Here is a 20,073-nt window from a genome sequence, read left to right as displayed (position 1 = left end):
ATGAGCTTAAAAGGTGTCGAGCTTCAAATAGCTATTCCAAAAACATTTGAAGCGGGTAAAATGGCTGACCAAGCACAACAACAAGTAAACACGAACCAAGACTTGGCCAATGCAGCTTTGCAACGCCAAATTGAGCGCAATCGCACTTCTGTATTGGAATCGGAAAGTACCGATGAGATTAAAGATGAAGATCCATCTGCGAATAATCAATCAGGTAGTGGCAAGAATAGTAAGAAAAAGCATGACTCAGAAGAAGTGAAAGAAAAAGCTAAACATCCATATAAAGGACAATTTGTGGATTATAGCGGTTAGGAGCAACAATGGTAGTTGCAATACTTGTCTTTTTATTCATGGCGCAAATCATCAGCTTCTTTTTAATTATCATGCTATATACTAAGCTTTCTCGTTTTAAAGATATTGAAGTAAAACAAGAGCGTTTAAAAGATGACATGGATAATGCTGTTGGTGCATATTTGGCTGAAATGCGTGATGAAAACAATCGATTAATCGAAGAGCTTTCCAACATTAATATAATAAATAAAACAACTAACAATGAGCCGGTGGTACAATTGTTGGAAGAAAAAGAAGTTCCAGTTGTACCTGAAAGGGAACAAAAGCAAAAAAGCGAAGAAGCTTTTTTACTATCAACAATTAGTGCATCAAAAAATGTTGCAGCAAAAGCTTATAAACAGAACCAAACTCAACCACAAAAAAAACACCAAACGTTTGAAGCAGTTCTTCAAACGGAAAAAGAGACCGTAGCAGGCATAGAAATTTCGGTAGAGGATCAAGTTCGAGAACTATATTCTCAAGGTCGATCAATCGAAGAAATTGCAAAATCTTTACAAAAAGGTAAAACTGAAATTGAACTGATACTAAAGTTTAAACACTAAATTTGTTGCAGTTGTAAGTATTGTGTGATATAGTAGCAAGTGGTGTTACAATACACACGTATTCTGATGTATGGAGCAGGTGCTCTTTTAATAGAGTTACTCTTACAAATGACGAATACGGAGGACAAAAAAACCATTTTCAGGAGGAAACACACATGTCAGTAATTTCTATGAAACAATTACTTGAGGCTGGTGTACATTTCGGTCACCAAACTCGCCGTTGGAACCCAAAAATGAAGAAATACATTTTTGTTGAGCGTAACGGTATCTACATTATCGATTTACAAAAAACTGTTAAAAAATTAGAGGAAGCTTATGACTTCATGCGCCAAGTTGGTGCTGATGGTGGTAAAGTGCTTTTCGTTGGTACGAAAAAACAAGCACAAGAAGCTATCAAAGAAGAAGCAGAGCGTTCTGGTAACTACTATATTAACCAACGTTGGTTAGGTGGTACTTTAACTAACTTCGGTACTATCCAAAAACGTGTTGCTCGTATGAAACAAATCGAAAAAATGGAAGAAGACGGTACTTTCGAAGTTCTTCCTAAAAAAGAAGTTGTTCAACTTAAAAAACAACACGAACGTTTAGTTAAATTCTTAGGCGGTATCCGCGACATGCAAGGTATTCCTGATGTTATGTTCGTTGTAGATCCACGTAAAGAACGTATTGCTGTTGCTGAAGCACGCAAACTAAACATCCCTCTTGTAGGTATTGTTGATACTAACTGTGATCCAGATGAAATCGACTACGTTATTCCTGCAAATGACGATGCAATTCGCGCTGTTAAATTATTAACTGCAAAAATGGCAGACGCTTTAATTGAGTCTAAACAAGGTGAAGAAGAAGCTCCAGCTACTGAAGCTGCAGCAGAGTAATTCACAAGTAAGAAACAGGTGATAAGCGGCTAAACCCTCTTATCGCCTTTTTTTGAGAAAACAAAAAAATTCATAACATGATTACACAAGGAGGAACTAACAATGGCAGTAACTGCACAAATGGTAAAAGAATTACGCGAAAAAACTGGTGCCGGTATGATGGATTGTAAAAAAGCATTAGTACAAGTAGACGGAGATATGGACGCAGCAATCGACTTCCTACGTGAAAAAGGTCTTTCTTCTGCAGCTAAAAAAGCAGATCGTATTGCAGCTGAAGGTACAACTTTCATTTTAGAAGAAGGAAACGAAGCTGTACTAGTTGAAGTAAATGCTGAAACTGACTTCGTAGCTAAAAACGAAGGCTTCCAAGTTCTTGTAAAAGAATTAGCAGCTTACCTTCTAGCTACTAAACCTGCTTCAGTTGAAGTGGCTTTAGAATCTACTATGGAAAACGGTTTAACAGTAGCGGATCACATTTCAAATGCGATTGCTAAAATTGGTGAAAAAATCACTCTTCGTCGTTTTGAAATCGCTACAAAAACTGACGCTGACTCATTCGGACCATACCTACACATGGGCGGTCGTATCGGCGTATTAACTGTAGTTGAAGGAACAACTGATTCTTCAGTCGCTAAAGACGTAGCTATGCACGTTGCAGCTTTAAATCCTAAATACATTACTCATGACCAAATTTCTCAAGAAGAAATCGATCACGAGCGTAAAGTATTAACTGAACAAGCTCTTAACGAAGGTAAACCAGAAAATATCGTAGCTAAAATGGTTGAAGGCCGTCTACGTAAATACTTCGAAGAAATCTGTGTTCTTGACCAACCATTCGTTAAAAACCCAGACCAAAAAGTTGGCGATTTCGTTAAAGCTGCTGGCGGTACTTTAAAATCATTCGTACGCTATGAAGTGGGCGAAGGTATTGAAAAACGCGAAGACAACTTTGCTGAAGAAGTAATGAACCAAGTTAAAGGTAACTAATTATTACACATTTAATATATCAGACTAGGGAGCACAGCTTTTCGTGTTCCCTATTTTTCAAGAAAAAAGTATGACGGAGGTTTCCAATGAGTGTGCCACAATACAAAAGAGTCGTCATCAAATTAAGCGGTGAGGCTTTAGCAGGGGATCAAGGCTTCGGACTTGTTCCTAATATCGTAAAATCAGTAGCAGAACAAATTAAAGAAGTTGTGGACCTAGGAGTAGAAGTTGCCCTTGTTGTTGGCGGCGGTAATATTTGGAGAGGTAAGATCGGTAGCGAAATGGGTATGGAACGTGCAAATGCGGACTATATGGGTATGTTAGCTACTGTGATGAACGCTTTAGCATTACAAGATTCATTAGAAAACCTTGGTGTTGAAACACGCGTGCAATCTTCAATAGTTATGACACAAGTAGCGGAACCTTATATTCGTCGTAAAGCAGTACGCCATTTAGAGAAAAAACGCGTAGTTATTTTTGCGGCTGGTACAGGTAATCCTTACTTCTCGACAGATACAACAGCTGCATTACGTGCAGCTGAGATTAACGCCGATGTAATATTAATGGCGAAAAACAATGTAGATGGCGTATATTCAGCTGATCCAAAAACAAATGCAGATGCAGTAAAATATGATAATTTGACATACTTAGAAGTTATTCAACAAGGTTTGCAGGTAATGGATTCTACTGCTTCAACACTTTGTATGGACAATGATATCCCGCTCATAGTATTCTCAATAATGGAGAATGGAAATATTAAACGTGCCGTTCAGGGTGAAACTATTGGCACAGTTGTTAGGAGGAATTCGTAATGCCTAAAGAAGTGATGACTCAAGCGAATGAGAAAATGACAAAAACAATCAACGCGTATTCTCGCGAACTAGCTTCAATTCGTGCTGGACGTGCGAACGCTTCACTATTAGACCGAATTTCAGTTGAATATTACGGTGCACCAACACTAATTAATCAATTAGCAGGTATATCTGTTCCTGAAGCTCGTCTTTTAGTAATTCAACCATATGACAAAACAGTTCTAGGTGATATCGAAAAAGCACTAATGAAATCAGATATTGGTATTACACCAACTAATGATGGGAATGTAATTCGTTTAGCAATCCCTGCATTAACTGAAGAGCGCCGTAAAGAACTTGTTAAAGTTGTTAAAAAGTCTGCTGAAGATGCTAAAGTTGCAATTCGTAACGTGCGTCGTGATGCAAATGAGGATTTCAAAAAGCTCGAAAAAAATGGCGATATTACAGAAGACGATTTACGCGGCTATGCTGATGATGTCCAAAAGGCTACAGACGAAAGCATTGTAAAAGTTGATGAACTTGCTAAAGAAAAAGAGAAAGAAATAATGGCAGTTTAATTTCAAGAACCTTGTTTTCTAAAAGACGTCCTAACTAAGGGGACGTCTTTTTTTTAAACAAGATTAAGGAAAAGAATTCTTATTTTTGATATGATAGATGAAGTATACGTTCCGATTTGTAAGCTAGTGGAGGATTCTAAATGTTGAATAAACTCGTATGGAGAAAATCAGATAAACAAAATCGAAATTTACAGGAACGAATTTCAGATATGACTGGAGAAATTGTGCCCAAACACATTGCTATTATTATGGATGGTAACGGTCGTTGGGCAAAAAAACGTGCAATGCCACGTGTAGCTGGTCACCATGAAGGTATGAAAAATGTTCGTAAAATTACAAGGGCTGCAAATGCGATTGGCGTGAAGGCTCTTACTTTGTATGCTTTCTCAACTGAAAATTGGAAGCGACCTAAAATGGAAGTAGAATTTTTAATGCGCTTACCTGAGGAATTTTTAACTTCATTTTTACCCGAACTCATGGAACTGAATATTCGAATCGCTATGATTGGAGAAATGGACTCTCTTCCTGAACATACACAAAATGCTGTAAAAAAAGCGATGAAAGATACGGAAAAAAATACAGGGATGGTATTAAATTTTGCACTAAATTATGGTAGCCGTTCTGAGATAGTATCAGCGGTACAACAATTAGTTCAGAAAGCTCAAGATGGTGAAATTGCATTGGAAGATATTACAGAAGATAGTATTTCAACGCATTTAATGACTAGTGAGTTACCAGAACCTGATTTATTAATTCGTACAAGCGGAGAGATTCGTTTGAGTAATTTTATGCTTTGGCAGCTAGCATATACTGAATTTTGTTTTACTGACACGCTCTGGCCGGATTTTGACGAACATTCACTTTTAGATGCGGTGAACGATTATCAAAAACGTAATCGTCGATACGGAGGATTGAAAGGGGAATAAAACGTGAAACAGCGTATTATCACAGGCGTCATTGCTGCTGCGTTATTTATACCATTTGTTGTTTTGGGAGGACTTCCATTTTCGTTATTAGTATATGCGATGGCAGCAGTTGGTCTGTATGAAATTTTACGAATGAAGGGTATATCGCTATTTTCAGTACAAGGCATTCTAACATTACTAACAATGTTTATTTTGCTAATGCCAAATGATTGGGAGGCAAAAGTTTTAGAAGTAACATCTTATTCGAAAATGGAATTTCTATTTTTAGGTGCTATTCTATTACTAATTTATACAGTGCTAATTAAAAACAAGTTCACCTATGATGAAGTAGGGTTTGTTATTATTAGTGTGCTTTATGTAGGTATGGGTTTCCATTATTTGATTGAAACACGAATGGAAGGGTTAGAATATGTTATCTATGCCTTGGTTATCGTGTGGACAACTGACTCAGGTGCTTATTTTGTAGGGCGCAAGCTTGGAAAAAACAAATTGTGGCCAGAAATTTCACCAAATAAGACAATTGAAGGATTTGTAGGCGGGATTGTTACCGCTATTGTCTTTGCAATACTATTCCAACTGATTGTTGGTATTGAAACAACATATGTCACTTTAATTATTGTAACGGTTATTGCTTCTATTTTCGGTCAATTGGGCGATTTAGTAGAATCAGCGATTAAACGTCATTATGATGTAAAGGACTCCGGTAAAATATTACCTGGACATGGCGGTATTTTAGACCGTTTTGATAGTTTATTATTTGTATTACCATTGTTGCATTTCTTGCACTTTGTTGGATGAAGAAGGAGAATATTTTGATGAAATCAATTAGTTTACTAGGCGCAACAGGATCTATTGGTATTCAAACGTTAGATATTGTGAAGGACCATAAAGATTCGTTTCAACTTGTAGCCTTCTCTGCAGGGAAAAATATCGAAAAAACACGTGAAATTGTAAAGGAATTTAAACCTCTTATCGTATCAGTGCAATTGGCTGAAGATGCAGTTGCATTGCAAAAAGAGTTTCCGAAAACTGATTTTGTTTTTGGTGCACAAGGCTTACTAGACGTAGCTACTTGCCCTGAAGCTGATGTGTTGGTCAACGCAGTATTAGGTAGTGTTGGATTAGAACCAACATTAGCTGCGATTAAAGCTAAGAAGAATATTGCCATTGCTAATAAAGAAACATTAGTTACTGCTGGTCATATAGTAATGTCTGAAGCTAAAAAACATGGTGTGGCAATTTTACCAGTAGATAGTGAACATTCAGCTTTATGGCAATCGATGCACGGCGAGAACCGAAAAGACATTTCGCGTTTAATATTAACTGCTTCTGGTGGTAGTTTCCGCGATCAAACGCGTGAAGATTTAAAAAACGTAACTATAAAAGAGGCGTTAAATCATCCGAACTGGTCAATGGGAGCCAAAATTACAATTGATTCAGCAACATTGATGAATAAAGGACTTGAAGTCATTGAAGCGGCAGTGTTATATGATGTGGATTATGATAATATTGACGTGTTAATACATAGAGAAAGTATTATTCACTCAATGGTTGAATATCATGATACTAGTATTATGGCTCAACTAGGTACACCTGATATGCGAACACCAATTCAATATGCTCTTAGTTATCCTGAGCGTTTACCACGTTCAACCGCAGAACGTCTTGATTTGGCGAAAATATCTCAATTACATTTTGAAAATGTAGATTTACAACGTTTCCGCTGCCTTGATTTCGCATATAAAGCAGGTCGAATGGGAGGGACAATTCTTACAGCCATGAATGCGGCAAATGAAGCAGCTGTTGGAGCATTTTTGCAAGAAAAGATTAAATTCTTGGAAATTGAAGATCTTATTGAAAAAATTATGGACAAACACGTGAACATTTTACAACCTGATTTAGAAACTATTTTACACGTAGACAAAGAAACGAGAAAATCAGTTCAAAGCATGATAAAATAACTACAGGATTGAATGATATTTTTTCAAGCTGAAGAAGGTGGGATTCCATGCAATCAATCATTGCATTCATAGTAGTGTTCGGCTCAATTGTATTTTTTCATGAGCTCGGTCACTTTATTTTTGCGAAACGTTCAGGTATTTTAGTTAGAGAATTTGCAATCGGCTTTGGTCCTAAAATTTTAGGGATTACAAAAGGTGAAACATTGTATACTATTCGATTACTTCCGCTTGGTGGTTATGTACGAATGGCTGGAGACGATATGGACAATATCGAATTACAACCTGGTTATAGAATCGGTATGCAACTGAATGACAAAGATGAAATCGAAAAAATTGTTTTAAATCAAAATAAGCAACTACCGGACATGTTATTTTTGGAAGTTGAAAAGGCGGATCTACAAAAGGAATTGTGGATTGAAGGCTATGACGAAGATGAAAAACTTGTGCGTTATGATGTAGCGCGTGATGCAGTTATTAATGAAAATGGCACGGAAACAATTATTGCTCCTTATGATCGTCAGTTTAATTCAAAATCATTAGGTAAACGTGCAATGACGATTTTTGCAGGGCCATTATTTAACTTTATCCTTTCATGCATAATATTCATTGTTATTGGACTAGTTCAGGGAATTCCAACAAATGAGCCTGTTATTGCTGATGTAGTAAAAGGTAGTCCAGCTCAAGCGGCGGGTATCGCTAAAGGGGATGTCGTTACGGCTATTAATGGCAAAGCGATTGACAGTTGGCAAGAATTATCTGAAGCTATTCAAAATAGCCCGAAAAAAGAAATGACCTTGGATGTACAACGTGGTGAAGAAAAAGCGCAAATTACACTAACACCAAAAGAAGTTGTAGTAAATGAACAAAAAATGGGACAAATAGGTGTACAATATTCAAGTCCGATGGAAAAAAATCCACTAAAAGCATTCTCGTATGGTGTGGAGCAAACGTATACATGGACAATGAAAATCTTTGAACTATTAGGTATGCTTGTAACTGGTAAATTTACACTAGATGCATTATCTGGTCCTGTTGGTATATACAAAGCAACTGAAGAGGTAGCTAAATACGGGTGGACAAATGTCATGAACTGGGCAGCTATTTTAAGTATCAACCTAGGAATCATGAATTTATTACCTCTACCAGCTTTAGATGGTGGACGCCTATTATTCTTCGGTTTTGAAGCTATACGTGGCAAACCGGTTGATCGTCAAAAAGAAGGCATGGTGCATTTTGTTGGTATTATGTTGTTAATGATTTTAATGATTGTCGTTACTTGGAACGATATTCAAAGATTTTTCTTTTAATAAATAATTATAAATAACGCAAAAGGTGTGGTTTTTATGAAACAAAGCAAAACATTTATCCCAACCTTACGTGAAATACCTGCTGATGCTGACGTTAAGTCTCATCAGCTATTATTACGTGCAGGTTTTATTCGTCAAAATACAAGTGGTGTCTATTCATACTTACCACTAGCTACAAAAGTACTTAAAAAAATAGAGCAAATTGTTCGCGAGGAAATGGAAGCAATCGATGCTGTCGAATTGTTAATGCCTGCTTTACAGCAAGCTGAGCTTTGGCAAGAAACAGGACGTTGGGAAGCATATGGTCCAGAGTTAATGCGTTTAAAAGACCGTCATAACCGTGATTTTGCATTAGGAGCTACACACGAAGAAGTTATTACTTCTTTAGTGCGTGATGAAGTAAAATCTTACAAAAAATTACCATTAACACTTTATCAAATTCAAAATAAATTCCGTGATGAAAAGCGCCCTCGTTTTGGTTTATTACGTGGTCGTGAATTTGTTATGAAAGATGCATATTCATTCCATGCTACACGTGAAAGTTTAGATGAAACATATAATGATATGGTAAAAGCTTATACGAATATTTTCACTCGACTTGGCTTAAACTTCCGTGCAGTTATCGCAGATTCAGGTTCAATAGGCGGTAAAGATACACACGAATTTATGGTGTTATCTGAAATTGGAGAAGATACAATTGCGTTCTCTGATGAATCAAGTTTTGCTGCAAATATTGAAATGGCTGAAGTAAACGTAGAGTATAGTCATTCAAATGAAGATATGAAAGAACTTGAAAAAGTTTCTACACCTGACCAGAAGTCAATCGATGAGATTGTTGAATTCTTAAAAGTATCACCTGAATCTTGTATTAAATCATTAGTATTTAATGTAGATGACGAACTAGTTGTTGTATTAGCTCGTGGAGATCATGAAATCAACGATATTAAATTAAAAAACGCACTGGATGCACAATCTGTTGAGTTAGCAGATGACAAAGTTATCTTTGATTTACTAGGTAGTCATGTTGGTTCTTTAGGACCTATAAAACTTCCTATTAATGTAAAAGTGGTTGCGGATAATGCAATCAAATCTATCCGTAACGGTGTATGTGGTGCAAATGAAGACGGTTTCCACTATATTAATGTAAATCCAGGCCGTGACTTTGCAATTGATCGTTTTGAAGATTTACGCTTTATTCAAATTGGCGACCCATCTCCAGACGGAAAGGGCACAATTAAATTTGCTGAGGGTATTGAAGTTGGGCATGTATTCAAACTAGGTACAACATACAGTGACTCTATGAAAGCAACTTTCCTGGATGAGAATGGACGAGCTCAATCATTTATCATGGGTTGTTATGGTATCGGTGTGTCTCGCCTGGTAGCTGCAGTTGCAGAACAATTCCAAGATAGCTATGGCTTTGTTTGGCCAAAACAAATTGCTCCTTATGATATTCACTTGATTTCAGTGAATGAAAAAGATGAGGCACAAAAGAACTTAACTGAAGAAACGTACAAATTGTTACAATCATATCGCTATGATGTGCTTTATGATGATCGTAAAGAGCGTGCAGGAGTTAAATTCGCAGATGCAGATTTAATCGGTTTACCAGTACGTGTTACAATTGGTAAAAAAGCTTCAGAAGGTATTTTAGAAGTGAAATTTAGACAGTCTGGCGAAACTTTCGAATGGGCTAAAGAAGAGTTAGTCGATCGTTTGAATAACTTTTTTCACGCTGAGTAATGTTGAATGAGTCAAAAGGGGGAAGTACTTTAATGTACTTCTTTTCTTTTTTTACAGAAGGTAGGTGGGATAATGACAAACGAGCAAGACGCAAAGTTGAAATTTCAACTACTGCTCCAACAAATTGATTTAACAGAAGACGTATATATGCCTTATTTTAATGCTGCTGAATTAGCTAGAATGACCGTACACAAAAAAGAACGCGTTTGGCGATTTTCTCTCAAATTACCTGCGATTCTACCATTTGGTGTGTATCGCGAATTTGAAACACGCTTAACAAAGGCATTTTCGCAAATTGCTCAAATTGAATTGGATATTAAAGCTCCGCAACAAACAATTTCAAAGGAATTAGTAACAGATTATTGGCTAAAAGTGATTGAAGACATAGATGAACTATCCCCGCCATTGCGAGAAGGTTTAGTGAAACAACTGCCTGAATGGAATGGTCAGAAAATGATGATCACTTGTCAACAAGAGCTAGAAATGATGACTCTTAAGAAAAAGTACACAGAGATCATAGCGGACGCTTATGAAACCTATGGATTCCCGCATATGCCAATTGATTTTCAACTTAATGAATCAACTGAAGCATTAGCAGAAGCGCAACTTGCATTTTTAGAACAACGCCGTATAGAAGAGGAAGCTTTTGCAAAAAAAGCCGTCGAAGATATGCAAAAGCGTGAAAAAGAACGCAACGATAATCCAAGTGGTGTAGACGTATCAGACCGACCATTCCAACTGGGGATTCCTATAAAGCCAGATGAGGCAATGATGGAAATTCAACAAATTCAAGATGAAGAACGACGTATCACGATTGAAGGATTTGTTTTCGATGCAGAAGTAAAAGAGTTACGTAGTGGTCGATCGCTACTGACTTTGAAAATTACCGACTATACTGATTCCATTTTAGTTAAAATGTTCTCACGAGATAAAGAGGATGCTGCACTTATGCAACAGGCTAAAAAGGGTATGTGGGTGAAGGCACGAGGCTCCGTTCAAAATGATACATTTGTTCGTGATCTAATTGTTATGGCACAAGATATTATGGAAATAAAGCCTATCTTACGTAAAGATACTGCTCCAGAAGGTGAAAAGCGTGTCGAACTACATCTTCATACTCCAATGAGTCAAATGGACGCCGTTACATCTGTTGGTGATCTTGTTGCTCAAGCAGCTAAATGGGGACATCCGGCAATTGCAATTACAGATCATGCTGTTGCTCAATCATTCCCAGATGCCTATAATGCGGGTAAGAAGCACGGTATAAAAATTTTATACGGATTAGAAGCCAATCTAGTAGATGACGGTGTACCTATTGCATATGATGAACAGCATCGCCTCCTTGAAACGGATACATTTGTTGTCTTTGACGTAGAAACAACTGGATTATCAGCTGCATACGACACGATTATCGAGCTTGCTGCAGTTAGAATCGTTAATGGTGAAGTTGTCGATAAATTCGAGAGTTTTGCAAATCCTCATCATCCTCTTTCTGCAACAACGATCGAACTAACAGGTATTACAGATGATATGGTTAGAAATGCACCAGAAGTTGTGGATATGATAAAGAAATTCCATGATTTTATTGGTGATGGAATTGTTGTTGCTCACAATGCTTCATTTGATATAGGTTTCTTATATGAAGCTTATAAAAAAGCAGGAATTGATGAGAAGAATCATCCGGTTATTGATACATTGGAGCTTGCACGTTTCTTACACCCAGAAATGAAGAATCACAGATTAAATTCTTTATGTAAAAAGTTCAATATAGAATTAACACAACATCACCGTGCAATTTATGATACGGAAGCTACAGGATTTCTACTTTTACATCTCTTAAAAGAAGCAGATGAAAAAGGTATTAAATATCACGATGATTTCAACAAAAATATCGGTGGAGGCGACTCATACAAACGAGCTCGACCTACACACTGTACAATTTTAGCAACTGATAATGTCGGTCTGAAGAATCTCTTTAAACTTATTAGCTTTTCACATACGCAAACTTTTTACCGTGTACCGCGTCTTACACGTTCAATGTTAACGAAGTACCGAGAAGGATTAATTATCGGTTCAGCTTGCGATAAAGGTGAAGTTTTCACAACTGTTATGCAAAAATCAATGGAAGAAGCAGAACAAGTTGCAAAATTCTACGATTATCTAGAAGTACATCCAAAGGCTGTATATTCACATTTGATTGATAGTGAACTTGTACGTGATGAATGGAACTTAGAAGATATAATCCGTAAAATTGTCAAGTTAGGAAAAAAATTAGATAAGCCTGTTGTGGCAACAGGCAATGTTCATTATTTAAATGAAAATGATGCTATATTCCGTCAAATTTTAATCCGTTCACAAGGTGGGGCAAACCCATTGAATCGTCATACATTACCAAAAGTGCATTTCCGCACTACTAATGAAATGCTAGATGCATTTGCTTTTTTAGGTGACGATATTGCAAAAGAGATTGTTGTAACGAACCCTCAGAAAATTGCTAATATGATTGGCGATGTGAAACCGGTAAAAGATGATCTTTATACACCTAAAATTGAGGGTGCAGACGAAGAAGTACGTAATATGAGTTATGATATGGCTCATTCTATTTACGGACCCAACTTACCTGAGGTTGTAGAAGCACGTCTTGAGAAAGAATTAAAATCGATTATTGGCCATGGATTTGCTGTTATATATTTAATTTCACATAAACTTGTGAAGAAATCATTAAATGATGGTTACTTGGTAGGTTCGAGGGGGTCGGTAGGTTCGTCACTTGTTGCAACAATGATGGAAATTACCGAAGTAAATCCTTTACCTCCACACTATGTATGTCCAAATTGCCAGCATGCAGAATTTTTTGATGACGGTTCTGTTGGGTCAGGCTTTGACCTCCCGAATAAGGATTGTTCTGAATGTGGTACGCCCTATCAAAAAGATGGTCACGACATTCCATTCGAAACTTTCCTTGGATTTAAAGGAGATAAAGTTCCAGATATCGACCTTAACTTTAGTGGTGAATATCAACCACAAGCCCACAACTATACGAAAGTATTATTTGGCGAAGAGTATGTGTATCGCGCGGGAACAATTGGTACGGTCGCAGAGAAAACTGCATATGGATATGTAAAAGGTTATGCAAGTGACAATAACTTAAATTTCCGTGGTGCAGAAGTAGACAGACTTGTACAAGGGTGTACGGGTGTTAAACGAACAACAGGGCAACATCCAGGCGGTATTATCGTAGTACCTGATTATATGGATATTTACGATTTTTCGCCGATTCAGTTTCCAGCAGATGCACAGGATTCTGAATGGAAAACAACCCATTTCGACTTCCACTCAATCCATGATAACGTATTAAAACTAGACATACTTGGACATGATGATCCGACAGTTATTCGTATGCTACAAGATTTATCAGGAATTGATCCCAAAACAATTCCTACTGATGACGTAGAGGTTATGCAAATTTTCAATGGACCAGAGTCATTAGGTGTTACAGCTGAGCAAATCAACTGTAAAACAGGTACTTTGGGTATTCCTGAGTTTGGTACACGATTTGTTCGTCAAATGTTAGAAGAAACGAAACCGTCGACATTTTCAGAGCTTGTCCAAATTTCTGGACTATCTCACGGTACTGATGTTTGGTTAGGGAATGCTAGTGAATTAATCCAAAATGGTACATGTGTATTATCTGAAGTTATAGGCTGTCGTGATGATATTATGGTGTATCTAATCTATCAAGGGTTGGAGCCGTCATTGGCCTTTAAAATTATGGAGTCAGTGCGTAAAGGGAAAGGTTTATCAGAAGAATTTGAAGCAGAAATGAAAGCTAATAAAGTGCCTGGGTGGTACATTGATTCATGTAAGAAAATTAAATACATGTTCCCAAAAGCCCATGCTGCTGCATATGTATTAATGGCAGTGCGTATTGCATATTTTAAAGTACATTTACCAATTCTTTATTATTGTGCATACTTTAGTGTGCGTGCTTCAGACTTCGATCTTATCGCGATGGTGAATGGTTCACAAATGATTAAGTCAAAAATTGATGAAATTGATGCAAAAGGGTTAGAAGCTTCTACGAAGGAAAAAAGTTTGCTAACTGTCCTTGAGCTTTCTTTAGAAATGTGCGAACGTGGTTATCATTTCCAAAAGGTAGATTTGTATCGTTCTAAAGCAACGGAATTTGTGATTGATGGGGATAGTTTAATCCCTCCTTTCAATGCAATTCCAGGTCTTGGTAACAACGTAGCGTTTGCTATTGTTAAAGCTCGAGAAGATGGCGAGTTCTTATCAAAAGAGGATTTGCAACAACGTGGACGTGTATCAAAAACATTGATCGAATATATGGATAAACTTGGTTGTTTAGAAGGTATGCCAGATGCTAACCAACTCTCTCTGTTCTAGGGTTTATTTGCATTTCGGGCTATACTGTGCTATCATTTATTTAATTAATTTGTTGATAGAACACCAGCAAAAGAGTGGGATTTCCCGCTCTTTTCTGTTGTTATGACAACATGAAGTGAGTCAGGAGGATTGTATGAGCAAAGTTATCTCAGCAGTGGAACAACTTGCAACGCCTATAGTAGAAGGGTTAAACCTTGAATTAGTCGAAGTTGAATTCGTTAAAGAGGGTCGCGATTGGTTTTTGCGCGTTTACATTGATACTCCTGAAGGAAGCATTGACATTGAACAATGTGCTCAAGTAAGTGAATTATTAAGTTTAAAATTGGATGAATCTGATCCAATTGAACAAAATTATTTCCTTGAAGTGTCATCTCCAGGAGCAGAACGACCATTAAAAAAAGAAGCTGATTTTGAAAAGGCTATCGGTCAATTCGTGCATATTAAATCATATGAAGCCATTAACGGTATGAAAGTATTTGAAGGTTATTTAAAATCTTATTCAGACGCAGGTGTAGAACTTGACGTTAAGATTAAAACAAGAAAAATTAAGGTCGTTATCGATAAAGATAAAATAGCATTAGCTCGATTAGCAATCGATTTTTCCGCAGAAAGTTAATAGTAGGAGTGAAATAGACAATGAGTAAAGAATTGGTTGGTGCGTTAAATGCACTTGAAGCAAAAGGTATCTCTCGTGATATCATTATTGAAGCAATCGAGGCGGCACTTATTAATGCATATAAAAAGAATTACAACCAAGCGCAAAACGTGCGTGTTGATTTAAACCTTGACCGCGGTACAATGCACTTGTATTCAAGAAAAGATGTAGTAGAGGTAGTAGAAGACGATCGCTTACAAATCTCTGTAGAAGATGCGCAAGTTATCAACCCTGCCTATGAGATTGGTGATATCGTGGAACAGGAAGAAACACCACGTAATTTCGGACGTATCGCTGCAACTACAGCGAAACAAATCGTTACTCAACGATTCCGTGAAGCAGAACGTGGCATTGTCTATGAAGAATATGTGGATCGCGAAGATGATATCGTAAATGGTATTGTAGAGCGTTTAGACCCACGTAATATTTACGTTGGTTTAGGTAAAGTCGAAGCGGTATTACCACAAAATGAACAAATTCAAGGCGAGTCTTATGCGCCTCACGATCGTATCAAAGTGTATATCACGAAAGTAGAACGTACTTCTCGTGGGCCACAAGTATACGTATCACGTACTCACCCAGGTTTACTTCGTCGTTTATTTGAATTAGAAGTTCCTGAAATCTTCCAAGGTACAGTAGAAATTAAATCAATAGCTCGTGAAGCTGGCGATCGCTCTAAAATTTCTGTCTTTGCACATAATGAAGAAGTGGATCCTGTAGGTTCATGCGTAGGTACTAAAGGTGCCCGTGTACAAACAATTGTTAACGAACTAAACGGTGAGAAAATCGATATCGTTGAATGGTCAGAAGATCCTGTAGTATTCGTTGCAAACGCACTAAGTCCTTCAAAAGTTCTTGATGTGCAAGTTGATGAAGAAGAAAAGTCAACTACAGTAGTTGTTCCTGACTATCAATTATCTTTAGCTATTGGTAAACGCGGTCAAAATGCGCGCCTTGCTGCTAAATTGACTGGCTGGAAGATTGATATTAAGAGTGAAACAGATGCAAGAGAATTAGGAATCTACCCAACTCAATCATCAACTGTTGTTTATGAGGAAGCTCAAGACGAAGAAGATGTAGATTATGACGTTGAGGTTGATTTATATAAAGACGACGAAGAATAAGTAATAGCATTTGGTCATATGCAAAGTCTTCTAATAGAACCATTATGGCCAATAGTTCTTACGCTAAAAGGAAGGTGTGTTCTTATGTCGATAAACAGAAAAATTCCTTTAAGAAAATGTGTAGCAACTGGTGAAATGTTTCCTAAAAAAGAAATGATCCGGGTTGTTCGTTCTAAAGAAGGCGAAGTTTCCGTTGATGTTACAGGCAAGAAATCAGGTCGCGGTGCATATGTTTCGAAATCCGAAACAGCTGTTGCAGAAGCGAAAAAGAAAAATGTACTGAAACATCAGTTAGAAGTGGAAATTCCTGAACAAGTATATGAAGACCTTTTAAAAGTCATTCGCAAGGAGACGTTAACATGACGCCACAGCAATCTATTTTAAATTTACTTGGATTGGCTGCCAGGGCTCGTAAAATCGTTTCAGGCGAAGAACAAGTTATTAAAGAAGTGCGCAATAATGGTGCGAAGCTTGTTATTTTAGCAACAGATGCATCTGCCAATACGCGCAAAAAAATGCAAGATAAATGTCATTCTTTCAACGTTGAGTTGCAGGAGTTCGGGACTAGATATGATCTCGGACATGCCACGGGGAAAGACGCACGGGTCTCATTAGCCATCGTGGATGACGGTTTTGCGAAAAAACTGTCCGAGCTTCTCAACGAAATCTAACCGGGGGTGAATACATGACAAAATTACGCGTCCATGAATATGCGAAACAAGTAAATAAGTCAAGTAAAGAAGTTATTGATCAGCTTACAAAGCTACAAATAAACGTCACAAACCATATGTCTACGTTAGAAAAAGATGCAGTTAGCAAATTAGATGGTGTATTTAAAATGAAAATTAACGCACAATCATCTCAAGGACCAAAAAAAACTGAGCACCAAAACAGAGGACAACAAGGGAATCGTCCGAACGCTAGAAAAGACGAAAAAGCACCACAAACTAGCGCTGCTCAACCAAAACAAAATACTAATCAAGGAAGTACTATGAATAACAATTCCACTTCAAAAAACAACTCAAACTCAAATTCAAACAATCGTTCTAACTCAAATTCAAGACCAAATACTAATTCAAGACCAAACACAAACACAGGTTCAAGACCAAACACAAACACAAGTTCAAGACCAAATTCGAATTCAAATACGAACACAAACTCAAGACCAAATACAGGTTCAAACAATAAACCAAATACGAATTCGAACACAAGAACTGGCTCGAATTCAAATTCAAGCCAAAACCGTAACACAAATCGCGGACCTGGTGGTCAATCCAACCAACAAGGTGGAAACCGTAACTTTAATCAAAGAAAAAAACCAGGTATTAATGGTGGGCAACGTCGTAAACAAAGACCACAACCAGTTGTACCTGCAGTGAAAAAAGAATTACCAGAAAAAATCACTTTCTTCGAATCATTATCTGTAGGCGAATTAGCGAAAAAATTAGGCCGTGAACCATCTGAAATCATCAAAAAATTATTCATGCTTGGCGTTATGGCGACAATTAACCAAGAGCTTGAACAAGATGCGATCGAACTAATCTGTGCTGATTATGGTGTGGAAGTTGAGGAAGAAATTCGTATCGACGTAACAGACCTAGAAACTTACTTTGAGGGTGACCAAGAAGAAGTAAATACAAATAACATAGCAGAACGTCCACCAGTTGTAACAATTATGGGTCACGTTGACCATGGTAAAACAACATTACTAGATTCAATTCGTAACACAAAAGTAACTGCTGGAGAAGCTGGCGGTATTACACAACATATTGGTGCTTACCAAGTAGTCGTAAACGACAAAAAAATTACATTCCTAGATACACCTGGACACGCAGCGTTCACAACAATGCGTGCGCGTGGTGCAAGAATTACTGACTTAACAATTTTAGTAGTTGCTGCTGATGATGGTGTAATGCCTCAAACAGTTGAAGCAATCAACCATGCAAAAGCTGCAGAAGTTCCAATTATTGTTGCTGTAAACAAAATGGATAAACCAACAGCTAACCCTGATCGCGTAATGCAAGAGCTTACTGAGCATGGTCTAGTACCAGAAGCTTGGGGCGGCGAAACGATCTTTGTTCCTATCTCAGCATTAAAAGGAGATGGCATTGATTCATTACTTGAAATGGTATTGTTAGTTTCAGAAGTAGGCGAATTAACAGCTGATCCAAAACGTAAAGCTATTGGTACTGTAATCGAAGCACAACTAGATAAAGGTCGCGGATCTGTTGCTACTTTATTAGTACAAAATGGTACTCTTAACATAGGAGATCCAATTGTAGTTGGCCACGCTTACGGACGTGTTCGTGCAATGGTTAATGATATTGGACGTCGCGTAAAAACTGCAGGTCCTTCTACACCAGTTGAAATTACTGGATTAAGTGAAGTTCCTCAAGCTGGCGACCGTTTTGTAGTATTCGAAGATGAAAAAACAGCTCGTCAAGTAGGGGAAGCACGTGCAACGACTGCTATTCAAGCACAACGCTCTGAAAAACAACGAGTAACTCTTGATAATTTATTTGAACAAATGAGCCAAGGCGAAATGAAAGAGTTAAACTTAATCGTTAAAGCTGACGTTCAAGGTACAGTAGAAGCAATGGCAGCTTCGTTAATGAAAATTGATGTAGAAGGTGTAAATGTGCGTATCATCCACACGGGTGCTGGTGCAATTACAGAATCTGATATTTCATTAGCAGCCGCATCAAATGCAATTGTCATTGGTTTCAACGTACGTCCAGATACTAATGCGAAACGTGCAGCTGAAGCTGAAGGAGTAGATATCCGTCTACACCGTGTTATTTATAAAGTAATTGAAGAAATCGAAGCTGCAATGAAAGGATTATTAGATCCTGAATTCCAAGAAAAAATAATTGGTTCAGCAGAAGTTCGTGAAACATTCAAAGTATCTAAAGTCGGCACAATTGCTGGTGGATATGTACTTGAAGGTAAGATTACGCGCGATAGTGGTGTTCGTGTTATCCGTGAGGGTATCGTTATTTTCGAAGGCGAATTAGACTCTTTAAAACGTTTCAAAGATGATGCAAAAGAAGTAGCTAAAGGTTATGAATGTGGATTTACAGTGAAAAACTTCAATGACATTAAAACAGAAGATGTAATTGAAGCATTCATCATGGAAGAAATTGTCCGCAAATGATTGTCTACGCAGAGTGTGAATTCTTCATCCCTGCGGCCCATTCGTTAAAAGAAAAACGTGCTGTCTTGCAAAGTATGATTACCCGTACAAAACAGCGGTACAATGTTTCCATTGCAGAAATTGATCATCAAGATGTTTGGCAAAGAGCATTGCTCGCGATTGTTACTGTTGCTTCTTCTAAGGATGCAGCAGATCGTGAGCTCACTCGTGCTCTTCAACTTCTAGAATCAAATCCCGAATGGGAACGACTAAACATACAAAGAGAGTACTTATAAAAATTGAGGTGAAACGATTATGAGTATGCGCGCGAACCGTGTTGCAGAACAAATGAAAAAGGAACTCGGCGATATTATCGTTCGTAAACTAAAAGACCCTCGCGTCGGATTTGTTACTGTAACAGATGTTGAAGTAACAGGTGACTTACAACAAGCAACAATTTATATTACTAGCTTAGGTACTGAGAGAGAGCGTCAGGACACATTAAAAGGACTTGAAAAAGCAAAAGGCTTTATTCGTTCTGAAATTGGTCAACGTATTCGTTTAAGAATTACACCAGAATTATCCTTTGAATTTGACTCATCGGCTGAATATGGTAATAAAATTGACACGCTTTTACGTCAACTACATGAATCAAAAGATCAATAATTGAAACAAGCCTGCAAACCTTATTAT

19 protein-coding genes are annotated in these 20,073 nt (G+C 37.5%); all 19 read left to right on the top strand.

Going from position 1 to position 20,073, the window contains the following annotated elements; translation table 11 throughout:
* The 19 genes from MHH98_RS16595 to rbfA all read left to right on the top strand — a co-directional run bounded on the left by MHH98_RS16595 (position 1) and on the right by rbfA (position 20,046).
* The gene (locus MHH98_RS16595; RefSeq protein WP_038184179.1) at positions 1–312 is read left to right on the top strand and encodes a hypothetical protein; all 312 of its coding nucleotides are present in this window, start codon (positions 1–3) and stop codon (positions 310–312) included.
* Positions 313–320: 8 nt separating this feature from the next.
* Complete coding sequence (locus tag MHH98_RS16590; RefSeq protein ID WP_038184181.1) at positions 321–893, top strand: hypothetical protein; 573 nt, start codon at positions 321–323, stop codon at positions 891–893.
* Between the two features lie 155 nt (positions 894–1,048).
* On the top strand, positions 1,049–1,768 hold the full coding sequence (gene rpsB, locus MHH98_RS16585) for a 30S ribosomal protein S2 (RefSeq protein WP_038184184.1): 720 nt from the start codon (positions 1,049–1,051) through the stop codon (positions 1,766–1,768).
* 102 nt (positions 1,769–1,870) lie between these two features.
* Positions 1,871–2,755 carry a translation elongation factor Ts gene (gene tsf / locus MHH98_RS16580; RefSeq protein WP_038184187.1) on the top strand — a complete coding sequence of 295 codons (885 nt, stop codon included), beginning with the start codon at positions 1,871–1,873 and terminating at the stop codon, positions 2,753–2,755.
* A gap of 86 nt (positions 2,756–2,841) precedes the next feature.
* Positions 2,842–3,567: a UMP kinase gene (gene pyrH / locus MHH98_RS16575; protein ID WP_038184190.1), complete on the top strand. Its 726-nt coding sequence runs from the start codon at positions 2,842–2,844 to the stop codon at positions 3,565–3,567.
* Complete coding sequence (gene frr, locus MHH98_RS16570) at positions 3,567–4,124, top strand: ribosome recycling factor (protein WP_038184193.1); 558 nt, start codon at positions 3,567–3,569, stop codon at positions 4,122–4,124. Before pyrH ends, frr begins: the two co-directional genes overlap by 1 nt.
* A gap of 140 nt (positions 4,125–4,264) precedes the next feature.
* Positions 4,265–5,050, top strand: coding sequence for an isoprenyl transferase (locus MHH98_RS16565; RefSeq protein ID WP_038184196.1), 786 nt, complete (start codon positions 4,265–4,267; stop codon positions 5,048–5,050).
* A 3-nt stretch (positions 5,051–5,053) separates the two neighbouring features.
* A complete protein-coding gene (locus MHH98_RS16560; RefSeq protein ID WP_038184199.1) occupies positions 5,054–5,848 on the top strand; it encodes a phosphatidate cytidylyltransferase in 795 nt (264 codons plus the stop codon).
* A gap of 17 nt (positions 5,849–5,865) precedes the next feature.
* Positions 5,866–7,011, top strand: coding sequence for a 1-deoxy-D-xylulose-5-phosphate reductoisomerase (locus MHH98_RS16555; RefSeq protein ID WP_340713277.1), 1,146 nt, complete (start codon positions 5,866–5,868; stop codon positions 7,009–7,011).
* Between the two features lie 47 nt (positions 7,012–7,058).
* A complete protein-coding gene (rseP, locus tag MHH98_RS16550) occupies positions 7,059–8,318 on the top strand; it encodes an RIP metalloprotease RseP (protein WP_038184205.1) in 1,260 nt (419 codons plus the stop codon).
* 36 nt (positions 8,319–8,354) lie between these two features.
* Positions 8,355–10,061, top strand: coding sequence for a proline--tRNA ligase (locus MHH98_RS16545; RefSeq protein ID WP_076034003.1), 1,707 nt, complete (start codon positions 8,355–8,357; stop codon positions 10,059–10,061).
* A 72-nt stretch (positions 10,062–10,133) separates the two neighbouring features.
* Complete coding sequence (locus MHH98_RS16540; protein ID WP_076065414.1) at positions 10,134–14,468, top strand: PolC-type DNA polymerase III; 4,335 nt, start codon at positions 10,134–10,136, stop codon at positions 14,466–14,468.
* A 133-nt stretch (positions 14,469–14,601) separates the two neighbouring features.
* Positions 14,602–15,084, top strand: coding sequence for a ribosome maturation factor RimP (rimP, locus tag MHH98_RS16535; protein WP_038184215.1), 483 nt, complete (start codon positions 14,602–14,604; stop codon positions 15,082–15,084).
* A 20-nt stretch (positions 15,085–15,104) separates the two neighbouring features.
* Entirely contained in the window at positions 15,105–16,247 is a 1,143-nt protein-coding gene (gene nusA / locus MHH98_RS16530; protein ID WP_038184218.1) for a transcription termination factor NusA, read from the top strand.
* Positions 16,248–16,331: 84 nt separating this feature from the next.
* On the top strand, positions 16,332–16,610 hold the full coding sequence (rnpM, locus tag MHH98_RS16525) for an RNase P modulator RnpM (RefSeq protein ID WP_038184222.1): 279 nt from the start codon (positions 16,332–16,334) through the stop codon (positions 16,608–16,610).
* Positions 16,607–16,918 (top strand): YlxQ family RNA-binding protein, encoded by a 312-nt coding sequence (locus MHH98_RS16520; protein WP_038184225.1) that lies wholly within the window; start codon positions 16,607–16,609, stop codon positions 16,916–16,918. The genes rnpM and MHH98_RS16520 overlap by 4 nt, the downstream gene beginning before the upstream one ends.
* 14 nt (positions 16,919–16,932) lie before the next feature.
* On the top strand, positions 16,933–19,401 hold the full coding sequence (gene infB / locus MHH98_RS16515) for a translation initiation factor IF-2 (RefSeq protein WP_038184228.1): 2,469 nt from the start codon (positions 16,933–16,935) through the stop codon (positions 19,399–19,401).
* On the top strand, positions 19,398–19,676 hold the full coding sequence (locus MHH98_RS16510; protein WP_038184231.1) for a DUF503 domain-containing protein: 279 nt from the start codon (positions 19,398–19,400) through the stop codon (positions 19,674–19,676). Before infB ends, MHH98_RS16510 begins: the two co-directional genes overlap by 4 nt.
* Positions 19,677–19,695: 19 nt before the next feature.
* Positions 19,696–20,046, top strand: a complete 351-nt coding sequence (gene rbfA / locus MHH98_RS16505; protein ID WP_038184234.1) for a 30S ribosome-binding factor RbfA — start codon at positions 19,696–19,698, stop codon at positions 20,044–20,046.
* Positions 20,047–20,073: the final 27 nt, after the last annotated feature.

Source organism: Viridibacillus sp. FSL H8-0110 (assembly GCF_038003565.1).
Classification (GTDB): Bacteria; Bacillota; Bacilli; order Bacillales_A; family Planococcaceae; genus Viridibacillus; species Viridibacillus arenosi.
The sequence above is the reverse complement of the archived record's forward strand: the minus strand, read 5'-3'. Positions and strand labels throughout refer to the sequence as shown.

Excerpts from the sequence above, each read along its gene's own strand:
- rnpM (WP_038184222.1), top strand. The coding sequence starts at position 16,332 with ATGTCGATAAACAGAAAAATTCCTTTAAGAAAATGTGTAGCAACTGGT.
- MHH98_RS16510 (WP_038184231.1), top strand. The coding sequence starts at position 19,398 with ATGATTGTCTACGCAGAGTGTGAATTCTTCATCCCTGCGGCCCATTCG.
- frr (WP_038184193.1), top strand. The coding sequence starts at position 3,567 with ATGCCTAAAGAAGTGATGACTCAAGCGAATGAGAAAATGACAAAAACA.
- rbfA (WP_038184234.1), top strand. The coding sequence starts at position 19,696 with ATGAGTATGCGCGCGAACCGTGTTGCAGAACAAATGAAAAAGGAACTC.
- MHH98_RS16520 (WP_038184225.1), top strand. The coding sequence starts at position 16,607 with ATGACGCCACAGCAATCTATTTTAAATTTACTTGGATTGGCTGCCAGG.
- MHH98_RS16555 (WP_340713277.1), top strand. The coding sequence starts at position 5,866 with ATGAAATCAATTAGTTTACTAGGCGCAACAGGATCTATTGGTATTCAA.
- rpsB (WP_038184184.1), top strand. The coding sequence starts at position 1,049 with ATGTCAGTAATTTCTATGAAACAATTACTTGAGGCTGGTGTACATTTC.
- infB (WP_038184228.1), top strand. The coding sequence starts at position 16,933 with ATGACAAAATTACGCGTCCATGAATATGCGAAACAAGTAAATAAGTCA.
- MHH98_RS16545 (WP_076034003.1), top strand. The coding sequence starts at position 8,355 with ATGAAACAAAGCAAAACATTTATCCCAACCTTACGTGAAATACCTGCT.
- MHH98_RS16590 (WP_038184181.1), top strand. The coding sequence starts at position 321 with ATGGTAGTTGCAATACTTGTCTTTTTATTCATGGCGCAAATCATCAGC.
- rimP (WP_038184215.1), top strand. The coding sequence starts at position 14,602 with ATGAGCAAAGTTATCTCAGCAGTGGAACAACTTGCAACGCCTATAGTA.
- nusA (WP_038184218.1), top strand. The coding sequence starts at position 15,105 with ATGAGTAAAGAATTGGTTGGTGCGTTAAATGCACTTGAAGCAAAAGGT.
- MHH98_RS16565 (WP_038184196.1), top strand. The coding sequence starts at position 4,265 with ATGTTGAATAAACTCGTATGGAGAAAATCAGATAAACAAAATCGAAAT.
- MHH98_RS16595 (WP_038184179.1), top strand. The coding sequence starts at position 1 with ATGAGCTTAAAAGGTGTCGAGCTTCAAATAGCTATTCCAAAAACATTT.
- rseP (WP_038184205.1), top strand. The coding sequence starts at position 7,059 with ATGCAATCAATCATTGCATTCATAGTAGTGTTCGGCTCAATTGTATTT.
- pyrH (WP_038184190.1), top strand. The coding sequence starts at position 2,842 with ATGAGTGTGCCACAATACAAAAGAGTCGTCATCAAATTAAGCGGTGAG.
- MHH98_RS16540 (WP_076065414.1), top strand. The coding sequence starts at position 10,134 with ATGACAAACGAGCAAGACGCAAAGTTGAAATTTCAACTACTGCTCCAA.
- tsf (WP_038184187.1), top strand. The coding sequence starts at position 1,871 with ATGGCAGTAACTGCACAAATGGTAAAAGAATTACGCGAAAAAACTGGT.